This window comes from Catenulispora sp. EB89 (assembly GCF_041261445.1).
In the GTDB taxonomy this organism is placed as follows: Bacteria; Actinomycetota; Actinomycetes; order Streptomycetales; family Catenulisporaceae; genus Catenulispora.
The window spans coordinates 118,086-142,438 of the sequence record NZ_JBGCCU010000007.1 but is presented as its reverse complement, the minus strand read 5'-3'; the positions used below and the strand labels follow the sequence as shown (position 1 = coordinate 142,438).

Sequence of the window (24,353 nt, the reverse complement as noted above, 5' to 3'; positions counted from 1 at the left end):
GCGGGTCCCGTAGCCCGAACGGCGTACCACCCGGCGGCGGACCGCCACCGCGCGCGGCATGTTGGCACCAGCCCGACACCCCGGCAGGACAGGAGCTGGCTCGATGGACGTCCAGTACAGGCACCCCAGCCGAGCCAGCCGCCGCGAGTTCGAAGCACGCCAGGCCCGGCAGCTGCGCAACCGCAAGGTCGGCGCCGCTGTCGGCGGCCTGTCGGTGGCGGTGACCGCCGCGTTGGCGGTCCTGCGTGCGGCCGGGGTCGGCGGGCCGTCGTCCGGGGCGGGTCGGACCGCCGGCCGGAGCTGAGAGGGTCTAGCCGGCGGCCCGCGCCTCCAGCGCCGCGACCGCCTCGGCGACGGCCCCGGGGCTGTTGACCGACGTCAGGTGCTGAGCGCCGGGGATGACGGTCGGGGCCGGGGCGCCGATCCGGGCCGCGGTGGTCTGCGGCGAGCTCGGGTCGTAGGAGGAGTCGGCGCCGCCGAACACGACCGACTTCGGGATCGGCAGCGTGGCCAGTTCGGCGAGGCGGGCCGGCGGGAGCCCCGCGACCCCGAGGTTGACCATGCTCCACAACGCTTCCTCGGCGCCGGGCACCTCCAGCGGACGGCGCCACTGGTCCAGCCCCGCGGCGTCCAGCTTGGGGCAGCCCGAGCCGCACGTGGCGCCATAGATGGCGCGGACGATTGTGTCGGAACGGATCGCCAGCCGCATCAGGGTCGTGCGATACGGGTTGAGGAACAGGTGCGTGAGCGGCGTCTTCTGCCCCGCGCCGGTCGCCAGACCGTCCCCGTCGAGGAACATGACGCCGCTGACCTCGCCGGGCTTGTCCAGCGTCGCGAGCGCCGCCACGGCCGCCCCGCTGGAGTGGCCGACGAGCAGCGGCTTGTCCAGGTGCAGGGCCTCGATGAACGCGTCGAGCTGGCGTGCCTGGTGGCCGACGTCGAACGGCGCGACGCGCTGCGTGTAGCCCCAGCCGTCGATGTCGAGCGCGTAGACCCGGTGCCCCTGCGCGGCGAGGAGCGGCGCGAGGTACTGCCAGGTGTCGGCGGACTCGACGAAACCGTGGACGAGGACGATCGGCGTGCCGCTCGTGCCCCATTCGCGGTAGCGGGTCGAGACGTCGCCGGCCTGGACGTAGGTCAGGCCGGCCGGCACGGAGGCGCGGCCGTTCGTGGCGGCGTTGTACGCGGTGGACAGGAAGGTGCTGGCGACGAACAGCACGGCGACGGTCTTCGCGGCCCGGCGCAGCCAGCGTCTGCGGCGGCTGCGGTAGGGAATGAGCCGGACCGGCTCGGTCGGCTCGGTCGGCTCGGTCGACGCCGCCGCCGACGACGCCGGATCTTCGGGCGGGTCCTCGTCGAGGAGATCCGTCGCAGTCACGTCCACCTGGTTGACGATAACCGACGGCGTGCCGTCAGCTCTCGCCTGACAGCACGCCGCGTGTGCCGAGCCGACCGCGAAAGGCCTGCTCGCGTTCCTCTAGCTCCTCCTCAAACAGTTCCTACTCAAGTGAGAACTTCTGCGCCGCGGACTGGTTACAGGTGTAGATCTGCAACTGCGTCCCGCTCGCGGTGTTGTCGCTCGGGTCGTCGAGGCACAGGCCCGACTGCGGGTTGAACAGCGAGCCGTCGGACCGCGACTGCCAGACCTGGCCGCCGACGCCGTTGCAGTCGTACAGCTCGACCTTCGTGCCGACCGCAGTGCCGTTGCCGTCGATGTCCAGGCAGCGGCCCAGGGTCTCCAGCGAGCCGTTCGCGTTGTGGTACCAGTGCTGGTCGGCGGCGTAGGGCTGGCAGTCCCACAGCTGGACGTGCGTGAGGTTGCCGCCGTTGTCGTCGCCGGCCACGTCCACGCACTGGTTGCCGGGGCCGTTGACGGTGCCGCCGCCGTTGACCGAGAACTGCTGCGCGGTGGTGTTGTTGCAGGTGTAGATCTGCAGCTGGGTGCCGTTGGAGGTGTTGCCGCTCGGGTCGTCGAGGCAGAGCCCTGACTGCGGGTTCAGCAGCGAGCCGTTGCTCTGCTGGATCCATTTCTGGCCGCCGACGCCGTTACAGTCCCACAGCTCCACCTTGGTGCCGACCGCGGTGCCGTCGCCGTCGATGTCCAGGCAGCGCCCCAGGGTCTCCAGCGAGCCGTCGGAGTTGTGCGTCCAGTGCTGGTCGATGGCGTTCGGCTGGCAGCTCCAGAGGTTGACCTGGGTCAGGTCGCGGCCGGAGTCGTCGCCGAGGACGTCCACACACTGGCCGCCGGTCAGGGTGATGGTGCCGCCGGAGGACTGCGGGCTGCCGCCGCTGTTGCCGCTGTAGTTCTGCGCGACGATGTTGGCCTGGACGGCGGCGTCGGCGGCGTCGCTGGGCACGCCGGCGGTCATCACGCCTTCGAAGAAGGTCCCCATGTCGCTGTTGCTGTTGTCCCCGCCGGTGCCGAGGACGATCGCGCCTTCCAGCGACATCGGCGTGTAGCCGTTCGGTGGCAGTGAGCCGTTGTACCAGATGCTCAGCCCGCCGGATTGCGAGTTCCCGCCCTCGACCTCGAACGTCGACTGGTTGTTGCTCTTCACCATCCCGGTGACGAACTCGCTGTTGTTGCCGGTGTTCCCGAGGTTGCTGCCCGCACCGGTGTAGAGCCCGTTCTCCAGGTCGCCCTGAACCCACGGACCGCTGCCGGCGCATGGGCTCTGCCCGCATCCGGTGCCTATGTAGACCGACTCCATGTGGCCGTTGCCGGTGTCCTGGTTGTTGGTCTCGGCGTTGCCGTAGTCGAAGCAACAGCCGTTGTTGACGTGCGTGCCGCTGGCGACCATGTACGCGCCCTGAGGTTGGCCGCCGACGGGTACCGCCCTGGTGTTGTCGTCCCGGTAGCCGACGCCGGGCCCGACGTACAGGCCGTAGGCCTTGGAGCCGTTGACGAGGATGTGCGCGGCGTTGGCGTTCGCCGCGACGTCCGGATTCGGTGCCGCGCCGCCGCCGCCCTCGATGGTGAGGTCGTTGTGCTGCGGCGACTGGTCGTAGACCTTGTTGATCGTGCAGGCGGTCTGCACGCAGAAGACGTCCTGCGAATCAGCGTTCGCATAGCCGCCGGCCGAGGTCAGGCCGACGTCCATGGTGGCGCCGTCGGAGGCGCGCCGGACCTGGTAGAGCGGCCCGTTGTAGGACGCGTAGAGCGCCCGGACCGTGCTGTGCGCGGCCACGCACGGGGTTCCCGCGGAGGCGTAGATGTCGCAGGGTTCTTGCGAACCCGCGGCCCGGGCGGCGCCGGGGCCGGTGGTGAGGACGCCGAGGATGAGGAGCACGACCGCGCCGATCGACATCGCGAGGCGGTGCCAGAGGCGCGCGTGCGGCACGGCGCCCCGGTCGGCGGGGCGGGCAGGTGGAGATGAACGCATGGGCGATGCTCCCTGGGGACGGGGATACACGTAGCCTTACAACCACGCGGCCGGTCGACGGCACGCGCGGCTGGACACCCCGAGGGTGTGGGTAAGCGTCCGAACGGCACGGTACGGCGGGCGTTGCTTTCCGTCAATAAGTGCTCTGTTTTGCAGATCGATGTTCGATCTTTACGAATCCATGGGGTCCCGGGACATTGACGCAAGACTGCCGGGTTTCCATACTCTGAGGCGACCCGCGTTTCGTAAACGTTTCCGGCTCGCCCCCCACACCCCCACACACGCACCTCCCCCACAATCGGTGCACACCGCTCCCGAGGAGCGCCTCATGATGAATCGCAGAAAGCTGCTGTCCTCCGCCGCCGCGATCGGCGGCGCCGCGCTCGGTCTGGGTACCGGCGCACTGGCCTTCCGGGCCTCGGCGACCACCCCCACGCTGCAGATCGCCCTGCAGAACACCACGACCTCGAACCAGGTCTACGCCTACGTCACCGGCCAGGCGATCGACAACAACAATGCCCTGATGCTGTTGGAGTCCGACGGGCACACGGTCTACTACCCGTCCTCGCCCGGCTCCCCCGGCAGCCCGCTTGGCGCCAACTGCGCGATCGCCCTCGGCGCGCCGGGCAGCGCCACCACGATCACCATCCCGCATATCGCCGGCGGCCGGATCTGGTTCTCCGTCGGCGCCCCGCTGACCTTCCTGCTGAACCCGGGCCCCGGCCTGGTCGAGCCGTCGGTGAGCAACCAGTCGGACCCCAACATCAACATCATGTGGGACTTCTGCGAGTTCACCTACAACGACGCGCAGATGTACGCCAACATCAGCTTCGTCGACTTCGTCTCGCTGCCGATCTCGCTGACCCTGACCAACGGCTCCGGCGGCACGCAGACCGCCGCCGGCCTGCCGGCCAACGGCCTGGACACCGTCTGCTCCGGCCTGAAAGCGCAGCACGCCTCCGACGGCGCCGGCTGGGACCAGCTGGTCGTCACCTCCGGCGGGGCCAACCTGCGCGCGCTGAGCCCGAACAACGGGATCGTCATCAACAGCTCGCTGTTCTCCGGGTACTACCAGCCCTACGTGAACCAGGTGTGGTCGCAGTACTCGAACCAGACCCTGACCATCGACACCCAGGCCTCCTGGGGCACCGTGACCGGCCAGGTCTCCGGCGGGCAGCTGAACTTCCCCGGCGTGGGCAGCTTCTCCCAGCCCTCGGCCGCCGACATCTTCAGCTGCAGCACCGGCCCGTTCGCCAACGCCGCCGGCGAGTTCGGCACGCTGATCGCGCGGATCAGCGCCGCGTTCAATCGCAGCACCCTGCTGATCGACGCCAACCAGCCCGACGGCGAGAACCCGGCGAACTACTACCGGAACGCGATCACCAACCACTACTCGCGGATCGCGCACGCGGCCAGCCTGGACGGCCGCGGCTACGGCTTCCCGTACGACGACGTCGCCCCGAACGGCGGCACCGACCAGTCCGGCGCGGTGTCCGACGGCAACCCGACGCTGCTGACGGTGGCAGTCGGCGGCGGCACCGCGACCGGGCCGGGCGGCGGCGGGCCGAGCCAGAGCTCCAGCTCCTCCAGCCCCTCCAGCGGCGGGGGCGGCGGCAGCGTCAGCGCGTACTCGACGATCCAGGCCGTGAGCTACAACTCGCACAACGGCACGCAGAACGAGGCCACGTCGGACTCCGGCGGCGGCCAGGACGTCGGCTGGATCGCGAACGGCGACTGGCTCGCGTACTCGAACGTCGACTTCGGCAGCGCCGGCGCGACGCAGTTCAAGGCGCGGGTCGCCTCCGGTGCCGCGTCCGGTGTCAGTGGCCTGGTTCAGGTGGCGCTGGACAGCCCGACGGCCGCGCCGATCGGCAGCTTCGCCCTCGGGAACACCGGTGGGTGGCAGTCGTGGGAGACGGTGCCGGCCAACATCGGCAGGGTCACCGGCGTGCACACGGTCTACCTGGTGTTCTCCAGCGGGCAGCCGGCCGACTTCGTGAACGTGCACTGGTTCACCTTCGCGCAGTCCTGATTCCCGTCTCCGCACGTCCCCGTTCCAGTCCGGCGTCCCAGGAGGTGCCCGGCATGCGCAGGATCCTGATTCTCATCACGGCCCTGGTCACGGCGATGGCTCCGCTGCTGCTCGGGACACCGACGCGGGCCGGCGCGGCGACCACCGTGTGCGCGCTGTACTGCGACACCCGCGATCCGTCGCTGGCCCAGCAGGAGACGTTCCCGACTCCGAACGTGTACGTGAACGGCCGCGTGGTCGAGCTGCACGTGGACGACGTCGACGGGATAGCCTGGGCCAGCATCGACGACGGCCAGCTCAACGACTCGGTCTGGATCGACCGGTCCTGGGACGCCGGCAGCAGCTGGGACGGCCTGCTGGGGAAGGCGTGGATCCCGAGCACGTGGACCGGTACTCGAACCCTGATGTACAACATGGCCGACCCGTCGAACCACCGGCGCGCGGTGGTGCGGGCCTGCGGTGACGCGAACGGCGTGGTGTGCACCGCCTGGGTTCACCTGCAGGTGTGCGCGGCACAGTGTGACGGCGCCGGCTCGGGCGGCTCGACCGGGAACACCTCGCCGGTGCCGGACACCACGCTGGCCGGCCGCGACATCGCGCTGCACGTCGACTCCGGCGGCATGGCGTGGGCGTCGATCTCCGGCGGCGCGGCCGGGGACGAGGTCTGGATGGACCGGTCGTGGGACGGCGGGGCGACGTGGCCGGACGGGTCGAGCGAGGGGCGGGTGAGCACGCCGTCCGGTGCGACGGGGACTCAGACTGCTGAGATCAACATCGACGATCCGCTCGGCAAGCTGTACGGCGGCGCGGTGCGGGCCTGCGGGCGTGCGGTGACCGGGCAGAACGGGAGCTGTACGTCGTGGGCGCGCGCCGATGCCGTGCCGACGCGAGCCGCCGCCGACGCGCTGATGTGGTCGTACGATCCGTACACCGCGTGGTGGCCGTCGAGCTGGTGGAATTCGGCGGTGGCGCTGACGTCGGTGATCGACTACATGCGGGCTTCGGGGGACACGTCGTACCAGTGGATCGTCGATCGGACGTTCCAGGTCAACAAGGTGGCGTTCCCGGCCGGGGCGCGGAGTTCGGACGCCATCCAGGGCGACTTCATCAGCCAGGCCACGGACGACACCGAATGGTGGGCATTGGCCTGGATCGACGCTTACGACCTGACGGGGAACCAGACGTATCTCAACGAGGCCGTCACCATCATGAACTATGTCAGTTCCCTGTGGGACACGAGCAGCTGCGGGGGCGGCGTCTGGTGGAACACGCAGAAGACGTATAAGAACTCGGTGACGAACGCGCTGTATGTGGACCTGACGGCCGCGCTGCACAACCGGATTCCGGGCGACACGGCCTGGTTGGCGCAGGCGACGACGGCGTGGAACTGGTTCCGGTCCAGCGGGCTGATCAACGGGTCGGGACTGGTTAACGACGGGCTGACGAGTTCGTGCACGAACAACGGGCAGACGGTCTGGACGTACAACCAGGGGCTGGCTATCGGGGCGGCGCAGGAGATGTACCGGGCCACCGGCGATGGCGGCGATCTGAGCGAGGCGCGGTATCTGGCGGATTCGGCGGTGAACTCGCCGACACTGGTGTCGAACGGGCTGCTCACGGAGTCGTGCGATGCGCTGACCGCGACGTGCGATGACAATCAGAAGCAGTTCAAGGGGATCTTCATGCGGTTCCTGGGGCAGCTGAACGGGGACGGCTCGGTCGGGGGTGCTTACAGCTCGTTCATTCAGGCTCAGACGGGTTCGCTGTGGGCTTCGGACCGTGACTCGCTGAACCGGATCGGGGAGCGGTGGTCGGGGCAGGGGTCGGGTTCGAACCCGAATGTGAGCGATTGGCGGACGCAGGCCAGCGGGTTGGAGGCTTTGGACGCGGCGCCTTGATCGGCTGGCGGTCCCGGTAGCCCTTGCTATAGACCCGCCTCCGCGGCCGCGGCCCCGATCACGTCGCGCAGCATCTGCGGGGTGAGGCGTCCGGTGAAGGTGTTCTGCTGGCTGACGTGGTAGCAGCCGTGGATCGCCAGGCCGGCGCCGCCGTCGGCCGCGCCGAGCTCGACGCGGGTGGCGTGCCCGAAGGCGGGGCGGGGCTTCGGGACCGTCCAGGAGCCGGCGGCGGCGATGGCCGGGAACAGCGCCTGCCAGCCGAACGCGCCGAGCACCACCATCGCCCGCACACTCGGCCGCATGAGCTCCAACTCGCGCACCAGCCACGGCCGGCACGTGTCGCGCTCGCCGGGCGTGGGCTTGTTGTCGGGCGGCGCGCAGTGCACCGGGGCGGTGAAGCGGACGCCGCGCAGCTCCAGGCCGTCGTCGGCGGCAACCGAGGTCGGCTGGCTCGCCAGGCCGAGGGCATGCAGCGCCTCGACGAGGATGTCGCCGGACCGATCGCCGGTGAACATGCGACCAGTCCGGTTACCGCCATGCGCCGCCGGCGCGAGCCCGACGATGAGCAGCCGCGCATCCGCCGGCCCGAAGCCGGGAATGGGACGCGCCCAGTACGTCTCGTCGGCGAAGGACTTGCGCTTGACCCGCCCGACTTCCTCCCGCCACGCGACCAGCCGCGGACACGCCCGGCAGTCGCACAGCTCGCGGTCGAGGACGGCGAGGTTCGGGGCGGCCGGTGCCTGCTCGCTCGGTTGCACATGCGCAACTTACCGGCCGGGGTGGCCGGGCGCGCGGTGGGTGAGGCGGGGGCCAGCGCGGCGCTAGCCAAGAATGCGACGAGCAGGGCGGCGAAGCACGGCTGACACAAGGGTGCGGCAGGGCCGGCGTCGCGCACGGTAGGCGGGGATACGCGGTGCGCCGGAGCAGGCATGCCGCCGCGAGAGCCTTGGCCGGGCCGATCGCACTCGGCGCAGTGAACCGGCAAGCGGCGGGGCACGCGGGCGGCAAGGTCGAAGTCTGCGGTGCGAACCGCTACCCACGCGGCGGCAGCTGCTCCCGGATCGGTGTGTGCGGCGGCATCACGAAGTCGCGCCGCAGGTGGTTGCCGCCGTCGATGACCAGGGTGTGCCCGGTGAGGAAGGCTGCGTAGGGGGAGCACAGGTAGGTCGCGGCCCAGCCGAGTTCGTGGCGGCGGCCGGTGCGGAGGGCTGGTTGGCGGGTGGCGTCGGTGTCGGGCGAGGGGCGGAGGGCCTTCAGGTCCTCGCGCATGTCCTCGTGCGGGAACAGGCCGGGGGCCAGGGCGTTCACGCGGATGCCGTCGGGGGCCCATTCGACGGCCAGGGACTTCGTCAGGTTGCCGACGGCGGCTTTGGCCGCGGCGGCGTGGGACATGCCGGGGCCGCCGGTGAGGGCCTGGGTTGCCAGGATGTTGAGGATGGCGCCGGGGCTTTGGCGGGTTGTGCAGCGGCGGTGGAGTTCCTGGGAGCACAGGAAGGTGCCGTCCAGGACGATGTCCGTCACGGCGCGCCAGCCGTTCGGCGACAAGTCTGCGGCGGCGATGGGGAAGTTGGCGGCGGCGTTGTTGACCAGCACCGTCACCGGTCCGAGCGCCTCCTCGGCGGCGTCGAAGGCCGCGCGGATGGCCGCCGGGTCGCGCACGTCGCAGGGCACGCCGATGGCCGCGCCGCCCGCCGAGCGCACCTCCGCGACGCCCCGCTCCCGGTGCCCGGCGTCGCGGCTGGCTATGGCGACGGCGGCGCCGCAGCGGGCGAACTCCGCCGCCATCGCGCGGCCCAGGCCCGTGCCGCCGCCGGTGATGAAGACCGTGACGCCGGCGAACGCGCCGGGCGGGAGCATCGCGGTGCCGGGCGGGGGCGGTTCGGGGAGGCCGGGATACATGGGGCTCCTTAAGGAGGAAGAGGCAAACACAACACTCAGTCGCGCCGCGGTTCGACGTACCACTCACGGCGCCCGAGCAGCGCGGCGAACAGCGGCGTCGGCATCCGGACCAACATGCGGTGGAACAGTCCGCCCCGCCCCTTCCCCAGCTGCGTCCGGTGCTCGGCGAGCGCTGCCTGCTTCACCCCGGCGTACCGGCGCACGTCGTACCGGTGTGTGATGGCCGCACGCGGGCTGCCGAACCAGCTGGCGTCGGAGAAGTCGTAGCGCCGCAGAACCCGCACCGCCTGCAGCGCCTTGCCCAGCCGCACCACCGGCTCGCGCGGCACCGTCGCCTCCAGCACGCGCACGCCGGTCAGCTCGGCGGCACGCGCCCCGACCTCGTGCACCCGCACGTGATCGCGATGCCCGTAGCCCCCGGCGGCGTCGTAGCTGAGGAGCAGATCGGCACGCTCCTCCTCGATGACGGCGGCCAACCGCCGCGCCGCCTCCTCAACCGGCGCGCGCATGAACCGCGGCCGGTCCGGAGGGTCGGGGTAGAGAATCGCGCCGTGGCCGCTGTCGGCGTAGCCGAGGTGGTGCACGCGTGCCACGCCGAGCACCCGCGCACTGGCCCGCAGCTCGTCGAGCCGCACCAGCGCGCCAGGCTCGGTGGCGTCGCCCATGGCGCCGTCGCTGGCCACGACGACGACCGTGCGGTGCCCCTCGGCGGCGAGGCGCGCGAGCGTCCCGCCGGTAAGCAGCACCTCGTCGTCGGGGTGGGCATGGAAGGCGACGACAGTCTTAGGAGTAGACATGCCGGGAGGACGCCGAGCGCAACCACAGCGGTTGCGAAGCGATTCACCCGGACGCCGACCCACGGCGACCTGCCCGGCCGGCCCCCTCATTTCCCCTCGAACTCCGCCGCCCGCCGAGCCGCCTTCGCCGCATACCCCACCGGCGCGTCCTGCGACACGAACGTCGTCGCCGCCAGCAGCGCCGCCTGCGCCATCGCCTCGGCGAGCCCGCGATCGGCGAACGCGTCCACCGACCGCTTGATCGCCTGCACCGCCAGCGGTGCGTTCGTCGCGATCTCCCCCGCCAGCGCGTAAGCCGCCGGCAGTAGCTCCTCCGGCGCGAGCACGTCCTGCACCACGCCGATCCGGGCCGCCGTCGCCGCATCGATACGCCGGCCGGTCAGCGCCAGCAGCTTCGCCCAGCCGCTGCCGGCGTCGCGGGCCAGGCGCATCTCGCCGCCGGCGTCGACCGCCATCCCGATCGTGGCCTCGGGCAGGGCGAACACCGCATCGGTGGCGGCCAGCCGGATGTCGCACATCAGGGCCAGTTCGAAGCCGAAGCCGAGGCAGTAGCCGTGCACGGCCGCCACGATCGGCTGCGGCAGTGTAGCGAAAGCCCGGAACTGCTCGTGCACCCACCGCAGGCCCTCGGCGAAGTTGCGGGCCCGTTCGGCGTCCGAGCGGCCGGTGATGCGGTCCTCGGGCAGCCCGAGGTCCACGCCGGCGCAAAAAGCCCGGCCGGATCCGCGTACCACCAGGACCCTGATGCGGTCGTCGAACCGGATCCGGGTCGCGATCCGCGCCAACTGGCGCGAGGCCTCCCAGCTCCAAGCGTTCAGCTTCTCCGGGCGGTCCAGGACAAGAGTGGCGACCCCATCGGGCGAGTCGCCGATCTCCAGCCGCAGCTGCCACTCCTGCTCCGGCAAAGCCGGTTCGGTCCGGAACATCGGCGCTCCCATCTGACGGTACGTCAGATTACCCAACGGCGTGTCGCAGCTGGAAGGGCCACCGCATACAGTTTCCTGACCTGCGTGTCATTAGAACGCTCGCGTGTGAAGATCCGCGACGCCCAAAGCGCCCTGCGCAGAGCCCCCCACACCGGCCGAGCCCTCGCCGCCTACTCCCGCTACTACCGCATCGACCTGCGCGATGCGGCCAGCGCCGTGGTCTACTACAGCACCCTGTCACTGCTGCCGGTCCTCGTCCTCGGCTATCTCGGCCTGGCCTGGCTGGCCCAGCGCCACCCCCACCGCTACAAGAACGCCGACCAGAACCTGGCCAAGACCATCGGCATCCCGGTCCAGGACGTCAGCTCCCTGTTCAACGCCCAGGCCCACGCCCTGCTCACCGCCACCACCTCGATCATCGGCACGATGGGCGTCCTGTACGGCGCCTGGGCCTGGATGAACACCCTCGCCCGGGCCCAACGCACCATCTGGGGCACCGAGGACGACCCGGTCCCGTGGCGCCGCGGTGTCCGCGACACCGTCGCCGCCCTGGCCGCGATCCCCTTGATGTTCCTCGGCTTCGCCGTCTCCGGCATGAGCTGGGGCCGCCTGCGCGTGCGCTGGCACCACTCCGGCGCGAGCTGGCAAACCCTGGCGACACTCGTCGCCTCCATCGTGCTCCTCGCACTGGGCACGGCGCTGTTCACCGTCATCAGCCACCAGCTGTGCCGACGCCTCGGCGGCGCCCCGGCCACCAAGGACCTGTGGCTCAGCGCCGCCGCGACCGGCCTGTGCACCGCCGTGATGTCCGCCGCCGCGCAGGAGATCGTCCGCCACACCGCGTCCAACCCCTACGGCATCGTCATCGACTTCGTCGGCCTGATGGTGTGGGTCAGCATCGTGATCCGCGTCCACCTGTCGCTGACGCTGTGGGCCGCCGAGGAAGATCCCTCGACGGCCCACAGGAACCAGCAGATTCAGCTCATCACAGCGCGAGCGCAGCCAGCGCCGCGTTGACGATCGCGCCGGGCACCAGATCGTGCTGCGCGTACAGGTCCGCCACGGTCCCGGACTGGCCGAAGCTGTCCACGCCCAGCGGCACCGCCGGCACCCCGACCGCCGAGCCCAGCCAGGCCATCGCGTGCGAGGCGGCGTCGTGCACGGTGACGATCGGCGCGCGCCCCGGGAACAGCTCCTTGAGCACCGACGGCCGCCGCGGGCCGGAGGCGCTGCGGTAGTCCTGCTGTAGCGAGCGCCGCCAGCCGGTGTACAGCCGGTCCAGGCTGGTCACGTCGACCACGTGCGCCGCGACACCCTCGGAGGCCAGCTCGGCGGCGGCCTCCAGCACCTCCGGCAGGACCGCGCCGGAGGCCGCCAGGTGCACCACCGGCGCGCCGGCGAACTCCAGCTCGGCGGCGATGTGCAGGCGGTAGCCGCCGGCCAGCACCTGCGCGCGCAGCCGCTCCTCCCCCACCCGGGCCAGGGCGGCCTCGAACGGGGCCTGGTCGATCGGGCGAGTGGTGAGCCGCAGGTAGGCCGAGGAGCCGGCCTCGCCGCGGCCCATCCGGGCCAGCGCGTCGCACAGCACCCAGTCCAGCGTGCGGGTGTAGGCGGGCTCGGAGAACACCACGTTCGGCAGCTCCAGGCCGATCGAGGCGGTGATCGTGGACTGGTGCGCGCCGCCCTCGGGGGCCAGGGTGACGCCGGAGGGCGTGCCGGCGATCAGGAAGCGCGCGCCGGAGTAGGTCCCGTAGATGAACGCGTCCAGGCCGCGGCAGACGAAGGGGTCGTACACCGTCCCGATCGGCAGCAGCGGCTGGTCCGACAGGTCCCAGGCCAGGCCGAGCTGGCCCAGCAGCAGGAACAGGTTCATCTCGGAGATGCCCAGCTCGATGTGCTGCCCCGACGGCGATTCGGTCCAGCGCACCGGGGAGTCGGCGGCGGTGTAGTTCTGCACCTCGGCCGGGGCGAACACGCCGAACTTGTTGATGAACCCGGCCAGGTTCGTCGAGGTCGCCACGTCCGGCGCCGTGGTCACCAGGTGCCGCGCCACCTCCGGGGTGCGGGCCAGGCCGGACACCAGGCGGCCGAAGGCCTCCTGGGTGGAGGTCGGCTTGGCCGGGGAGCGGGTCTCGACCTGGGCCGGGACCGGGATCGCCGGGTGCGCGGTGGGCAGCGGCCGCTTCAACTGCTCGGCGCGGGCCGCGGCCAGGCGGCCGGCGGCGGTGTCCGGGGACAGGCGGTCCCACTCGGTGGCCTCGGTCAGGCCCTGGGCCGCGCGCAGGACCGCGATCTGCTCGGTGCTCAGCAGCGCGGAGTGGTTGCGGGGGTTGCCGGCGATCGGCAGGCCCCAGCCCTTCACCGTGTAGGCGAAGACCACGCTCGGCCGGTCGGTGACGGCGTCGCACGCGGCGTAGGCGTCGAGCATCGCGGTCAGGTCGTGACCGCCGAGGTCGGTGAGCAGGGCGCCGAGGTCGTCGTCGGGGACCACCGCGATCAGCGGGGCGACCTCCGGCGGGGCGCCTTCCAGGAACGCCGAGCGCAGGCGCGCGCCGTCCAGGCCGAACAGCGACTGGTAGCGCTCGTTGGGCATGGCGTCGATCCAGGCCTTCAGCGCGCCGCCGCCGGGCCGGTCGAAGACCGCCTGCAGCCGGCGGCCGTACTTGACCTCGACGACGTGCCAGCCCGCGGCCTCGAACTGCAGGCGCAGCTGGCCCTCGCGGATGCCGGGGACCACGCGGTCCAGGGACTGCCGGTTGAAGTCGACGATCCACATGACCTCGCCCAGGCCCGCGCACGCGGGGTCGGCGATGGCCTCCCAGACGTTGCCCTCGTCCAGTTCGGCGTCGCCGAGCAGGGCCACGAAGCGGGAGCGCGGCCGGGCGCCGAAGTGCGCGTCGACGTAGCGGCGCGCGGCGGCGGCGAACAGCGGCGCGGCCGGGCCCAGGCCCACCGAGCCGGTGGAGAAGTCGACGCGGTCGGGGTCCTTGGTGCGGCTCGGGTAGGACTGCAGGCCGCCGAAGGCGCGCAGCTTGGTGAGGTAGCCGGCGTCGAGCTCGCCAAGCAGGTACTGGATGGCGTGGAAGACCGGGGAGGCGTGCGGCTTGACCGAGACCTTGTCGTCCGGGCCCAGGTAGCGGAAGTAGAGCGCGGTCATCGCGGTGACCAGGGAGGCCGAGGAGGCCTGGTGGCCGCCGACCTTGACCCCGTCGCCGGTGGCGCGGTCGTGGTTGGCGGCGTCGACGATCCGGGTGGCCAGCCACAGGACGCGCTGCTGGATCTCGTTCAGCGCGGCCAGGTCGGCGGGGGTCGTCGGGTCGGTCAGGGGAACGGCTGCGGGCATGGCGCATCCCTCGCGGTTCGGGGGCGGACGTCGTTGTCACACGCCCGGCTTCACGGGGTCACCGCGCCAGGCTCGTGGCCTCATTATCGGACGTCGGCTCGGCTGCCGGAAACTCCGAGGTCGGGCGGGAGATTCTGATCCAGGGATCGTGTCTTCGCTCCCGGGCGCGGTTGGTCCTGGTCAGCGGGTACAGGCACAGCCCGATGCCGAACGCGACCAGGTGCCCGAGCGGGGTGTAGTCGATGGCCGCGTCGAAGTTCTTCAGCGAGGCCTGGTAGAGCAGGTAGGCCAACATCAGCGACCACACCGAGAGCCGGAACGGCCAGCGCAGCCGGTAGGCCAGCAGCGCGGCGCAGGCGTAGGCGCCGTAGCTGATGCCGACGTCGATGGTGCGGGCGTAGACCCGGTCCTGCTCCGGGGTCAGGACGACCGTCTCCTCGATCCACAGCGCTATCAGGAGCGTGGCGCCGATGTGGCCGGCCAGGAACGCCAGCACGGTGCGCCAGGTGCCGATCCAGCGCTCCAGCGGCGCCAGGTAGATGAAGGCGGTCAGGGCCATGAAGACGAGCTCGTTGACGTCGGTCCACATCGCCGAGCCGAACAGCACGGTCAGCGGCTCTTTCTTCAGGTGGGCCAGCGTGGTGGAGTGCGTCAGCAGGACCTCGTCGCGCAGCCGCGGGGACAGCCCGATCAGCATCCAGGCGTGCACCGCGACCAGCAGCGAGAGCACGGTGGTGAACGGCGCCAGCTTCGCCCAGGCCTTGAGCCAGTTCCAGACGCTGCGCACGTGGCGGCTGGCCCAGGTGTTGGTGCGCAGGAGATACACGACCAGCAGCACCGCCGGAATGGCGGCGAGTTCGATCCAGCCGGTCCTCATCGCTTCGCTTCTCCTTGTCACCCGATCAGTGCTCGCGCTTGGTGCTTGTATTCCCAAGACACAGCAGCACTGTGCAGCTTCCCGCTGAGAAGGCGATGAAAAGCGCGGGAACGTGGTGCGGACGGGGCCCGGATCCCTGACGGACCCGAGCCCCGGACGCACTACTTACCTCTTTATACCTGCCGATATCCGGGGACGCCTGTCGGTGGATATCGGCAGGTATCGATGGGTGTCGGCGGGTATCGACGATCAGGCCCCGGCGCGGCCGGAACCTAGCGCGTGCGGGCCGGCTTGAACTTGCGGTACATGAACGTGCCGCCGCCCATCAGCGCAGCGCCGATCGGCGCCAGCATCAGGGCGTCCGCGCCGGTGTGCGCGAGCATGCCGGTGGTCGCGGCCGCCGGGACCGCGCTGCCGGTCTCGGCGCCGGTGGTGTGCGGGGCGACCCAGCCGCCGGGGGTGCTGGTGGTCGGCGGCGGGGTGGTCGTGGTGGGGGGCGTGGACGGCGTGTTGTTCGCACACGCGTTGCCGTTGGCGTCGTTGCCGACGCCGACCACGTTCACCGAGTCGCCGCAGGCGTTGACCGGCACGGAGATCGGCAGCTGAACGGTGTTCCCGGACAGGATCCCGGGCGAGCCGACCGAGCTGCCGACCGCGGTCGCGCCGCCGGTCGAACCGCCGGTGGCCGAGCCGCCGGCGTTGTGGCAGTGGTTGCCCTTGGCCCCGTTGCCGACACCGACCACGTTGACGGTGTCGCCGCAGAGGTTGACCGGGACGTCGACCGGGACCTGCACGGTGTTGCCGGACAGGATCCCGGGCGAGCCCACCGAGCTGCCGACCGCGGTCGCGCCGCCGCTGCCGCCGGTCGTCGCACCGCCGCCGTTGTGGCAGTGGTTGTCCTTGGCGCCGTTGCCGACGCCGACCACGTTCACCGAGTCGCCGCAGACGTTGACCGGGACGTGCACCGGCGCCTGGATGGTGTTCCCGGACAGGATCCCGGGCGAGCCGACCGAGCTGCCGGCGGCCGTGGCGCCGCCGCTGCCGCCGGCGGTCACGCCGCCCGCGGTGGCACCGCCGTCGTTCGAGCAGTGGTTGCCGGCCGCCGGGTTGAGCAGGCCGATCACGTTCGCCGTCACGCCGCAGACGTTGATCGGGATGTCCACCGGGATCTGGATGGTGTTGCCCGAGAGGATGCCGGGGGAGCCGGCGGTGGTGGTGCCGGAGTCGCCGGAGCCGGCGCTCGAGGCGTCCGCGTGCGCGAACCCGGCGCCGCCGGTGGCGAGCAGCCCGCCGGTGGTGAGCCCGAAAACGATCCGCCGCTTCACTTGCGATTGCATGAAAGCCCCTGCCTTGTTCCGTCTGTCGTTACTTCAGACGAGCCGATAGACCTATCCAGCTAACGAGGCGGATTGCGGGAGGTTTTTCCGACTAAACCCGGAATCGTTCGTACGAGTGAATACCGGCACCCCGGGGGCAACCCTGCGCGCAGCTGGTCGTCGGCGCGCGCGCAGGGCCCGCCCCGGGACGGAAACGACCGCCCTCAGAGCGCGAAAAGGGGCGGCCCCGAGAACCCGCCAGGGATCCTCGGGGCCGCCCACCGCCCACCGCGCGCCGCGCAGCCTGTCAGCCGTTGACGCAGGTGTTGCCGAACGCCTGGTCCAGGATGCCGATGACGCTCACGGTGAGGCCGCAGGCGTTCACGGGCACCTGCACCGGAACCTGGATCGTGTTGCCCGAGACGATGCCCGGGGAGTCCTGGGCGGAGCCGTGGGCGGTGGCCTCGGCGCTGGCCATGCCGGCCCCGGCCATCACCAGACCGCCGGTGGCGGCGACGAGCGCGGCGATCTTCTTGGTCTTCAGCACTGGTACTTCCTCCTGTGTAGCGGCGGCACCGATCACGTGCCGCTCGTCCGGAGAAACGACCACCTGTCACCGGGCGAAACGCCCAGCGACCGCCGATCAACCGATCTGGTGAAGGTCCGACTTGTGAGTGGTTGGACGACAAACCGGGCGGCGACGCGGGGCGCGGCGCCTGGCCCGCGGCCGGCCCGGCGACGGGGATCGGCCAGAGGAGCGCTGGTCAGAAGAACGCCGAGACAGCGGTGACGCCGAGGCGCTGTTCGGCGGCGCGGCGAAAGACCCGGACGACTCCGTCCACCATCTCCGCCCCATCGAACGCCGAACCGTCGGCGGCGAGGGCGAGCCACCGGCTGGCGCGCTCGATCAGCTCCTCGCGGCGCGGGCCGGCGTCGCGCTCCTCGTCCGCGGCCACCGTCACGATCCAAACCCCTGTGACACTCACCCTCCGATGAGACCAGAAGCCCCCGACAACGTTCGCCGCCCGAAGCCCCGCCCCTCAGATCCCCAACAGCGCCGGATCGCTCGCCACCGCCGCCAGCCGCTCGGCCGGGCTCGGGACCAGCTTGCGCGCCTGGAGGTCCAGGATGCCGCCGACCACGATGATGTCGGCGCAGACTGTGCCGTCCTTCTTCAGGACCTGCTGCTTGAACTGGAAGACTTTGCCCTCGGCCCAGGCGAGCTCGCAGGTGACGTCCACTTCCTCGCCTCCGCGCAGCTCGCGCAGGAACTTGACGTTCAGCTCGAGGACGACCGGGCCGATGCCGCCGGCGATCAGGTCGTTCTGCTGGATGCCGGCCGCGCGGAGCAGTTCCCAGCGTGCGTGCTCGGAGTACTGGAGGTAGACGGCCTGGTTGAGGTGGCCCTGGGTGTCGAGTTCGTAGCCTCGGACGGTGACGGGGACCGAGAAGACCATGGTCGTCTCCTTGCTGGGCGTGTGCAGCGTGCGGTGGCGCTGGGCGGATATGTACGCGGACGTGCATCAGGGGCGATCATAGTGATCGCCCCTGATATGTTACCCGCCGGTAGCTTCAGTTCCCCTCCGACAGCGGCTCGCCGGTCTCCAGCAGCGACTTCAGGCTCGCCACCACGGCCGGCCAGCCGTGGCTGACCATCTCGGCGAACTTCGACCCCGGGTCGAAGCCGTCGTGCACGACGGTCAGCTTCACCACCTGGCCGGCTTCCTCGTCGATGGTGAAGGTGACCTTCGAGCGGGCCTCGGCGGAGAGCTTGGCCAGCGTCTCGTCGTCCCACTCGAAGCGCTTGGCCAGCTCCGGGGTGACGGAGTGCCAGGTGTAGGAGAGCTTGCTGTAGGGCTCGGCCTCCAGCACGACCTGCTCCGGGTCGGTGATCACGACGCCGTGGTTGTCCCAGGTCATCGGCGAGCCGACCTGCCAGTCGGTGGTGAACTCCGTGGACCAGTAGCGCTGGGTGAAGGCGGGCTCGGTCAGGGCCTGCCAGAGCTTCTGCGGAGTGGTGCGGATGTAGGTGGTGTAGACGAAGGTCGGGGCGTCCATCGGGGTCTCCTCCAAGGCGAGTTTCAGGTCCGCCAGGGCTTGGACCCTGGCCTGGTCGAAGCGGCTGATCCAGCGGTGGGCGATCTCGTGCACGGGAGCGGCGTTGAGGTAGTGCAACTTCTCGCGGCCCCGCCACACGGTGGTCACCAGCCCGGCCTCCTCCAGCACCGCGAGGTGCTTGCTGACGGACTGCCGGGCCATCTCCAGGCCGGCGCACAGCTCACGCAGCGTCTGCCCGTTGCGGGCGTTGAGCGTGTCGAGCAGCGCGCGCCGACTCGGGTCGGCCAGCGCCTTGAACACGTCGTCGAGCGCGTCGTCCATGCCCGCCCACACCTCCGGTCCGCCGAGCTTCGATATGCAGCCTTTCGGCTGCCTTTAATTTAGGCAGCCGAAAGGCTGCATGTCAAGGTGAAAGAAAGATCGTGGGGCCCGGACCAGGCCGCCTCGGCCTGGCCCCAGCCCCACGATCTGATCTCGGTTCGGAGCCCGAACTACCCTGTTACTCGCCTACTCGCCTACTCGCCTACTCGCCTACTCGCCTACTCGCCTACTCGCCTACTTGCCGAAGCACCCCGTCCGGAAGTCCTGCGTCACGTAGCCGTGGTCGGCGGCGATGTAGTGCCCGTAGCACCCGGACCGGTCGGCGCCGACGTACAGCTCGGAGTCCGAACCGTCCGCCGCCGTCACCACACCGTTCACGCGCTGCAGACTCCCCTTGGCCTGCACATGGTCGTCGACCGCTGAGATCGGCTTCCACGCGTCGCCGTGGTCGGTCTCGGTGCTGGTCAGCTGGCGCGTGACGCTGACCTGCCCGTCGGCGGTGTACGAGTCCGAGTTCGCCCCCGGCACGTAGGTGCTGCTCATGTCGATCGGGTACGACCAGCTGTCGTTGCGCACCTGCCGGTTCCCCAGCCCCGGACCGCGACCGGTGGTGGTCTGGGTCCAGCCGGAGTCCCGCTGCTTCACGGTCTGTACCGCGCCGGCCTGCGCGACGTCGTCGGAGTTCGAGTACGCGCTGTGCCGCACCACGCTCGTGGTGATCCGGCCGTGCGAGGTGTCGACGTAGCCGGCGACGGTCCAGTCCCGCGTCACCGCCGCGGTGATCAGGTCGCTGCCGTCGGACTGCGTCGCGACCGTGTAGTTCACGTCCGGCGACGGCGTGATCGTGTCCTGCGTGACCGCGCCGGAGGTCTGCGCCGAGCCGGCGTCGACGTTCACGAACAGGCTGCCGTCCATCAGCCACGTGTCGCTGATGTCCGAGGGCGGCACCAGGGTCACGGTGTGCGGCTTGCCGTCGGCCAGCACCCCGGCGAACGGCGTCAGGTCCAGGTCGTACGGCTGGGTCCGGAACGCGTCGATGCTCGGGATCGGCCGCCACATCAGCGGACTGACACCGCCGGTGTAGATCACCGGGAACGGCTGCGCGGTCCCGGCCGGCTTGCCGTCGACCAGGACCTGCACCTCGCGGTACGTTCCGCCGCCGCAAAGTCCTTCGCTGGAGTGCGACGCGGCGTAGGAGTCGGGCACGTTCGAGTACCAGAACTCCTCACACCCGCCGCCGCGCGCGTACAGCTGCAGATCAGCGCTCTCGGTGTTCCGCGGCAGCGTCACCGTGGCGCTCGCGGTCTGCCCCTTGGTCAGGCTGTACCAGCCGGCCGCCGACGTGCTCTGCGAGATCGGCACGACGACATCGCTGTGCGCGGCCTGCGGGTTGTGCTTGTCGGCCTGGTAGTACGTCACGGTCATCGTCATGTGATACGTGGCGGTGTACGTGCTGTTCACGACGTTCCCCAGGTCCACCACCACCGGCTGGGGCGTCCGCAGCAACGGGATGAACGCTGAGATGTCCTGGTCGACGTGCCAGCTGATGCCCGCCGGATCCGGTTCGGGGGTGCTGGTCCGGAACACCTCCGAGCCGCCGATCCACACCCCCGCCAGCCGGTCGTACTGCCGCCCGGCGGCGTTGCCGGACCAGTCCAGCACCACCTTCGACCACGGTCCGGGGCAGGCCGCCGGCGGTGTCAGGGTGCCGACGAAGGGCTGGCCGTAGCTGTTGGCGAAGTCGTGCTGCATGGCCGTGACCGTGCAGCTCGGGGTGTCCGGCCGCGCGATCGGCGGCAGCGCCGTCACCGGGTTCTGATAGTTGATCTCCACCGTCGGCGCGGCGGCCGCGGCGGTGCCCGCGAGCGTGCCGGCGACGAACATGGCCGCGGCTGCGGCCAGAACCAGGGGTCTCCACATGGCTGACACCCTGGCGCGGGCCCTTGCTCGACACAAGAGCTGGATCCCTTATTTGATCTCTTCTTTCCATGTGAGGGTGCGTCCGGCTTCCAGTTCGGTCTGTGCCTGAGGGTCGGACAGGGACGAGCGGATCCGCAGCGTCGTGTCGCGGTCGGCGGTCAGCGAGAGCTCCGTGGCCTTCCCGTCGGCCCAGGCGATGTCGACGCGGACGCCGCCGCGCGCCCGCAGGCCGCTCACCGAGCCGGTCGGCCAGGCCGCGGGCAGCGCCGGCAGGATCTCGATCTCCCCGAGCTCGCTGGACACCAGCATCTCGGCGATGCCGGCCGTGGCGCCGAAGTTGCCGTCGATCTGGAACGGCGGGTGGGTGTCGAACAGGTTCGGCAGGGTGCTGCCGGCGAGTTGTTCGGCGAGCAGCCGGTGTGCGCGGTCGCCGTCGCGCAGCCGCGCCCAGAAGTTGATCTTCCAGGCCTTCGACCAGCCGGTCCCGCCGTCGCCGCGGGCGTTCAGAGTGGTCCGCGCCGCCGCGGCGAACTCCTCGTCGTACCGGCCGTCGATGGCCGAGCCGGGATGCAGCGCGTACATCTGGGAGACGTGGCGGTGCTGGTTCTGCGGGTCGTCGAGGTCTTCCTTCCACTCCTGCAACTGGCCCCAGGAGCCGACGCGCAGGCCGGGGTCCAGGTCCTCGCAGGCGTTCTTGAGCCGATCCCAGCGATCGGTGTCCAGCTCGTACCTGCCGGCGAGGACGACCGCGGTGTCGAACAGCCCGTGCACGATCTGCTGCGCCATCGAGCCGCCGGCCGTGTATTCGCCCTGCTCCGGGGAGAAGCTCGGGTTCGCGACGAGCTTGCCGTCGCGGGGGTCCCGGCGCAGGTTCGCGAGCCAGAACTCGGCGGCCTCCATCATCGCCGGATACGCGCGCTCCCGCAGGAAGTCCTCGTCCATCGTGAACTGGTAGTGCTCCCACAGGTGCAGACACAGCCAGGCCGCGGCCTCGGGGAACCAGAACGCATCCGGCCAGTCGTGCACGCCGGTGAAGCCGAACGGGTTCGTTTCGTTGTGGACCACCCAGCCTTCGGTGCCGAACACCGTGCGCGCCGAGACCCGGCCGGGCTCGCGCAACGCCTCGATGAAGTCGAACAGCGGCTCGGCGCACTCCCCCAGCGCGCACGGTTCGGCCGGCCAGTAGTTCATCTGCAGGTTGATGTTGACGTGGTAGTCGGCGGACCACGGCGGCGTCGGCGAGGCGTTCCAGACGCCCTGCAGGTTCGCCGGCAGCAGGTTTCCGGGGCGGGAGGAGGCGATGAGCAGGTAGCGGCCGTGGTCGAAGAACAGCTGCTCCAGGGCGCGGTCGGCGTCCGGGGTCGAGTCCGGCGTGCCGTAGGCCGCCTGGAGGCGGTCGGTGGGGACGTCCTCCGGCAGGCTGCCGCCGAGGTTCAGGACGACGCGGTCGAACAGGGCGCTGTGGTCGGCGACGTGCGCGGCGTGCAGGTCTTCGTAGGCGGTGGCCGCGGCTTTGGCGACGGCGTCGGCGACCGGTCCGGACGGGTCGATTCCGTTGCGGTAGGCGGGATAGGCGGCGGCGTAGTCGGTCGCGGCGGCCAGGATGACGACGATCCGGTCGGCGCCTTCGACGGTGAGGCAGCCTTCGTACGCGGTGCCGGGGCCCTGATGCGCGGTGACGCGGCCGCCTTCCGCGATCACCTGGATCCGGGCGGCGTGGCGCAGGCCGTTGTCGGGCAGGGCGCCGTGGACGACGATCGCGGCGTCCTCGGTGGTGACGGTGACCTCGTCGATGCCCGGTTCGTAGCGCAGGACGCAGTCGAGGGCGCCGGGCCGGTCGACGGCCAGCCGGCCGACGAGGACGCCGGCCGGGTGGCTGACGAAGTATTCGCGGTGGTGGCGCACGCCGTCGGCCTCGAAGGTGACGCCGGCAAGGGCGTCGGAGATGTCGAGGGTGCGGCGATAGTCCTGGACGCCGGTGTTCAGCGTCGGGAACTCGATGATCAGGTCGCCGTAGTTCTGGAAGTTGCCGAAGCCGGTCTTGGGCTGCCCGAGCAGTTCGGTGACGGTCGCCTTGGGCAGGAAGCCCTCTTCCTCGATCCGGCGCCGCACCTCCTCCAGCGCGCCGGGCCGGGGTTCGCGCCAGTCGCCGTGGTCGTAGCCGGGGTGCCCCGGTCCCCCGGTCCACAGCGTCTTCTCGGTGAACTGGACGCGCTCGGCGGCGATCCCGCCGAAGACCATCGCGCCGATCCGGCCGTTCCCGATCGGCAGCGCCTCGCGTTCCCAGTCGGTCGCCGGGGCGTCGTACCACAGCAGGTGTTCCATGGTCCGCGATCCTGCCGTCTGGACGACGCCCCCTGCCATGCAGTCTTGTCAGGCGTATACCGGAGTTTCGACCGGGCCCCCGGTCTCCGGCTGGTGCAGGTAGCGGCGGCCCGCGACCTGGACGAGCACCGCGGCGCCGATGCCGGCCACGGCGGTCACGGCCGCGGCGGACAGGCCGGCGTGCGCGATCACGAAGCCGCTGATCGCCGCGCCGGTGGCGGCGCCGACCTGGAACAGCGTGATCAGCCAGGCGAAGGCCTCGGTGGCGGTGCCGGCCGGGGCGAACTCCCCGGTGAGCATGAACAGCACGGTCAGCGACGGCGCGAAGCAGACGCCGGAGACCACCATGATCGCCACCATCAGCGGCGGCGCCGGGACCAGGAGCAGCAGGGCGTAGGCGGCGCCGAGGCCGAGGCGCAGCGCGAGCAGGTGGCCGGTGGCCGAGCCGCGCCACTTGCGCGAGCCGTAGACGAGAGCGCCGATCAGCGAACCGAAGGCGTTGATCGCCATCAGGGTGCCGGCGCCGCCTGGGAACCTGTGGTGCTCGGCGTAGTCGACGAGCACGACGTTCAGCGTGCCGATCGCGATGCCCAGACCGATCAGCGAGGTCAGCAGCACCACCAGGCCGGGGCTGCGCAGCGGCCCGAGCCAGTGCGCCGCGCGCGGCTCCGGACGCCAGCCGCGCACCGGCCGGGTGGTCGCGACCACCAGCACGCCGATCGCCCCGAGCGCCGCGCCCAGCCACAGCGCCGCCACCGGCGAGGCCCAGGCCACGCAGCCGGCGACGACCAGCGGCCCGGAGACGAAGATCAGCTCCTGCGCGGCGGAGTCCAGCGAGTACGCCGAGGCCAGGCCCTCGGCCGGCACCAGCGAGGGCCACAGGATGCGGATGCACGGCTCCAGCGGCGGCGCGGCGGCCCCGGCCAGCACCACGCCGAGCAGCACGGTCGGCCGGTTCCCCGGAGCCAGCGCGAGGATCGCGAAGCCGACGCCGGAGGCCGCGGCGGACGGAACCAGGACCCTGACTTGCCCGACCCGGTCCACGAGGCGGCCCAGGACCGGGCCGCCGACCGCGGCGGACACCGCGAGGGTGCCGGAGGCGATGCCGACGAAGCCGTAGTCCATGCCGGAGCGGCGCAGGGCCAGCGGGATCATGAGGATGGACATCCCGCCGGGGAGGCGGCCGATGAGGGAGCCGGTGAGCAGGCGGGTGATGAAGGGTAGGCGGAGGAGAGCGAGGTAGCCCAAGGGGGATCCT

Annotated in this window: 20 protein-coding genes; 4 read left to right on the top strand and 16 right to left on the bottom strand. The window is 71.0% G+C overall.

Going from position 1 to position 24,353, the window contains the following annotated elements; translation table 11 throughout:
* The first annotated feature begins 103 nt into the window (after positions 1-103).
* Positions 104-304: a hypothetical protein gene (locus ABH920_RS17215; protein ID WP_370350007.1), complete on the top strand. Its 201-nt coding sequence runs from the start codon at positions 104-106 to the stop codon at positions 302-304.
* A gap of 6 nt (positions 305-310) precedes the next feature.
* On the opposite strand, the gene ABH920_RS17210 is transcribed toward ABH920_RS17215, so the two are convergent.
* Positions 311-1,384, bottom strand: coding sequence for an alpha/beta hydrolase (locus tag ABH920_RS17210; protein ID WP_370350006.1), 1,074 nt, complete (start codon positions 1,382-1,384; stop codon positions 311-313).
* Positions 1,385-1,499: 115 nt separating this feature from the next.
* Positions 1,500-3,383 (bottom strand): arabinofuranosidase catalytic domain-containing protein, encoded by a 1,884-nt coding sequence (locus ABH920_RS17205; protein WP_370350005.1) that lies wholly within the window; start codon positions 3,381-3,383, stop codon positions 1,500-1,502.
* A 328-nt stretch (positions 3,384-3,711) separates the two neighbouring features.
* Between ABH920_RS17205 and ABH920_RS17200 the strand changes: the two genes are divergently transcribed.
* On the top strand, positions 3,712-5,415 hold the full coding sequence (locus tag ABH920_RS17200; protein WP_370350004.1) for a beta-1,3-glucanase family protein: 1,704 nt from the start codon (positions 3,712-3,714) through the stop codon (positions 5,413-5,415).
* A gap of 53 nt (positions 5,416-5,468) precedes the next feature.
* On the top strand, positions 5,469-7,313 hold the full coding sequence (locus ABH920_RS17195; RefSeq protein WP_370350003.1) for a glycoside hydrolase family 76 protein: 1,845 nt from the start codon (positions 5,469-5,471) through the stop codon (positions 7,311-7,313).
* Between the two features lie 26 nt (positions 7,314-7,339).
* On the opposite strand, the gene ABH920_RS17190 is transcribed toward ABH920_RS17195, so the two are convergent.
* From ABH920_RS17190 to ABH920_RS17175, 4 genes are all read right to left on the bottom strand, one after another.
* Positions 7,340-8,071 (bottom strand): uracil-DNA glycosylase, encoded by a 732-nt coding sequence (locus ABH920_RS17190; protein WP_370350002.1) that lies wholly within the window; start codon positions 8,069-8,071, stop codon positions 7,340-7,342.
* 274 nt (positions 8,072-8,345) lie between these two features.
* A complete protein-coding gene (locus ABH920_RS17185; protein WP_370350001.1) occupies positions 8,346-9,212 on the bottom strand; it encodes an SDR family oxidoreductase in 867 nt (288 codons plus the stop codon).
* A gap of 35 nt (positions 9,213-9,247) precedes the next feature.
* On the bottom strand, positions 9,248-10,009 hold the full coding sequence (locus ABH920_RS17180; RefSeq protein WP_370350000.1) for a PIG-L deacetylase family protein: 762 nt from the start codon (positions 10,007-10,009) through the stop codon (positions 9,248-9,250).
* Between the two features lie 86 nt (positions 10,010-10,095).
* Positions 10,096-10,935, bottom strand: coding sequence for an enoyl-CoA hydratase/isomerase family protein (locus tag ABH920_RS17175; RefSeq protein ID WP_370349999.1), 840 nt, complete (start codon positions 10,933-10,935; stop codon positions 10,096-10,098).
* A gap of 105 nt (positions 10,936-11,040) precedes the next feature.
* Between ABH920_RS17175 and ABH920_RS17170 the strand changes: the two genes are divergently transcribed.
* Complete coding sequence (locus ABH920_RS17170; RefSeq protein WP_370349998.1) at positions 11,041-11,952, top strand: YhjD/YihY/BrkB family envelope integrity protein; 912 nt, start codon at positions 11,041-11,043, stop codon at positions 11,950-11,952.
* Here ABH920_RS17170 and ABH920_RS17165 read toward each other — a convergent pair.
* The 10 genes from ABH920_RS17165 to ABH920_RS17120 all read right to left on the bottom strand — a co-directional run bounded on the left by ABH920_RS17165 (position 11,921) and on the right by ABH920_RS17120 (position 24,343).
* Positions 11,921-14,278, bottom strand: a complete 2,358-nt coding sequence (locus ABH920_RS17165) for a pyruvate dehydrogenase (protein ID WP_370349997.1) — start codon at positions 14,276-14,278, stop codon at positions 11,921-11,923. The two genes, ABH920_RS17170 and ABH920_RS17165, sit on opposite strands and share 32 nt — an antisense overlap.
* A 58-nt stretch (positions 14,279-14,336) precedes the next feature.
* The gene (locus ABH920_RS17160; RefSeq protein WP_370349996.1) at positions 14,337-15,155 is read right to left on the bottom strand and encodes a rhomboid family intramembrane serine protease; all 819 of its coding nucleotides are present in this window, start codon (positions 15,153-15,155) and stop codon (positions 14,337-14,339) included.
* 272 nt (positions 15,156-15,427) lie between these two features.
* Positions 15,428-16,492 carry a chaplin gene (locus tag ABH920_RS17155; protein ID WP_370349995.1) on the bottom strand — a complete coding sequence of 355 codons (1,065 nt, stop codon included), beginning with the start codon at positions 16,490-16,492 and terminating at the stop codon, positions 15,428-15,430.
* Positions 16,493-16,778: 286 nt separating this feature from the next.
* The gene (locus ABH920_RS17150; RefSeq protein ID WP_370350284.1) at positions 16,779-16,964 is read right to left on the bottom strand and encodes a chaplin; all 186 of its coding nucleotides are present in this window, start codon (positions 16,962-16,964) and stop codon (positions 16,779-16,781) included.
* A 271-nt stretch (positions 16,965-17,235) separates the two neighbouring features.
* Positions 17,236-17,433, bottom strand: a complete 198-nt coding sequence (locus ABH920_RS17145; protein ID WP_370349994.1) for a hypothetical protein — start codon at positions 17,431-17,433, stop codon at positions 17,236-17,238.
* Between the two features lie 78 nt (positions 17,434-17,511).
* Positions 17,512-17,928 (bottom strand): acyl-CoA thioesterase, encoded by a 417-nt coding sequence (locus ABH920_RS17140; protein WP_370349993.1) that lies wholly within the window; start codon positions 17,926-17,928, stop codon positions 17,512-17,514.
* Between the two features lie 115 nt (positions 17,929-18,043).
* Positions 18,044-18,850 carry an ArsR/SmtB family transcription factor gene (locus ABH920_RS17135; protein WP_370349992.1) on the bottom strand — a complete coding sequence of 269 codons (807 nt, stop codon included), beginning with the start codon at positions 18,848-18,850 and terminating at the stop codon, positions 18,044-18,046.
* 234 nt (positions 18,851-19,084) lie between these two features.
* Positions 19,085-20,770, bottom strand: a complete 1,686-nt coding sequence (locus ABH920_RS17130; protein WP_370349991.1) for a peptide-N4-asparagine amidase — start codon at positions 20,768-20,770, stop codon at positions 19,085-19,087.
* A 48-nt stretch (positions 20,771-20,818) separates the two neighbouring features.
* On the bottom strand, positions 20,819-23,095 hold the full coding sequence (locus ABH920_RS17125; RefSeq protein WP_370349990.1) for a glycoside hydrolase N-terminal domain-containing protein: 2,277 nt from the start codon (positions 23,093-23,095) through the stop codon (positions 20,819-20,821).
* Positions 23,096-23,143: 48 nt separating this feature from the next.
* Complete coding sequence (locus ABH920_RS17120) at positions 23,144-24,343, bottom strand: MFS transporter (protein WP_370349989.1); 1,200 nt, start codon at positions 24,341-24,343, stop codon at positions 23,144-23,146.
* Between the last annotated feature and the right edge of the window lie 10 nt (positions 24,344-24,353).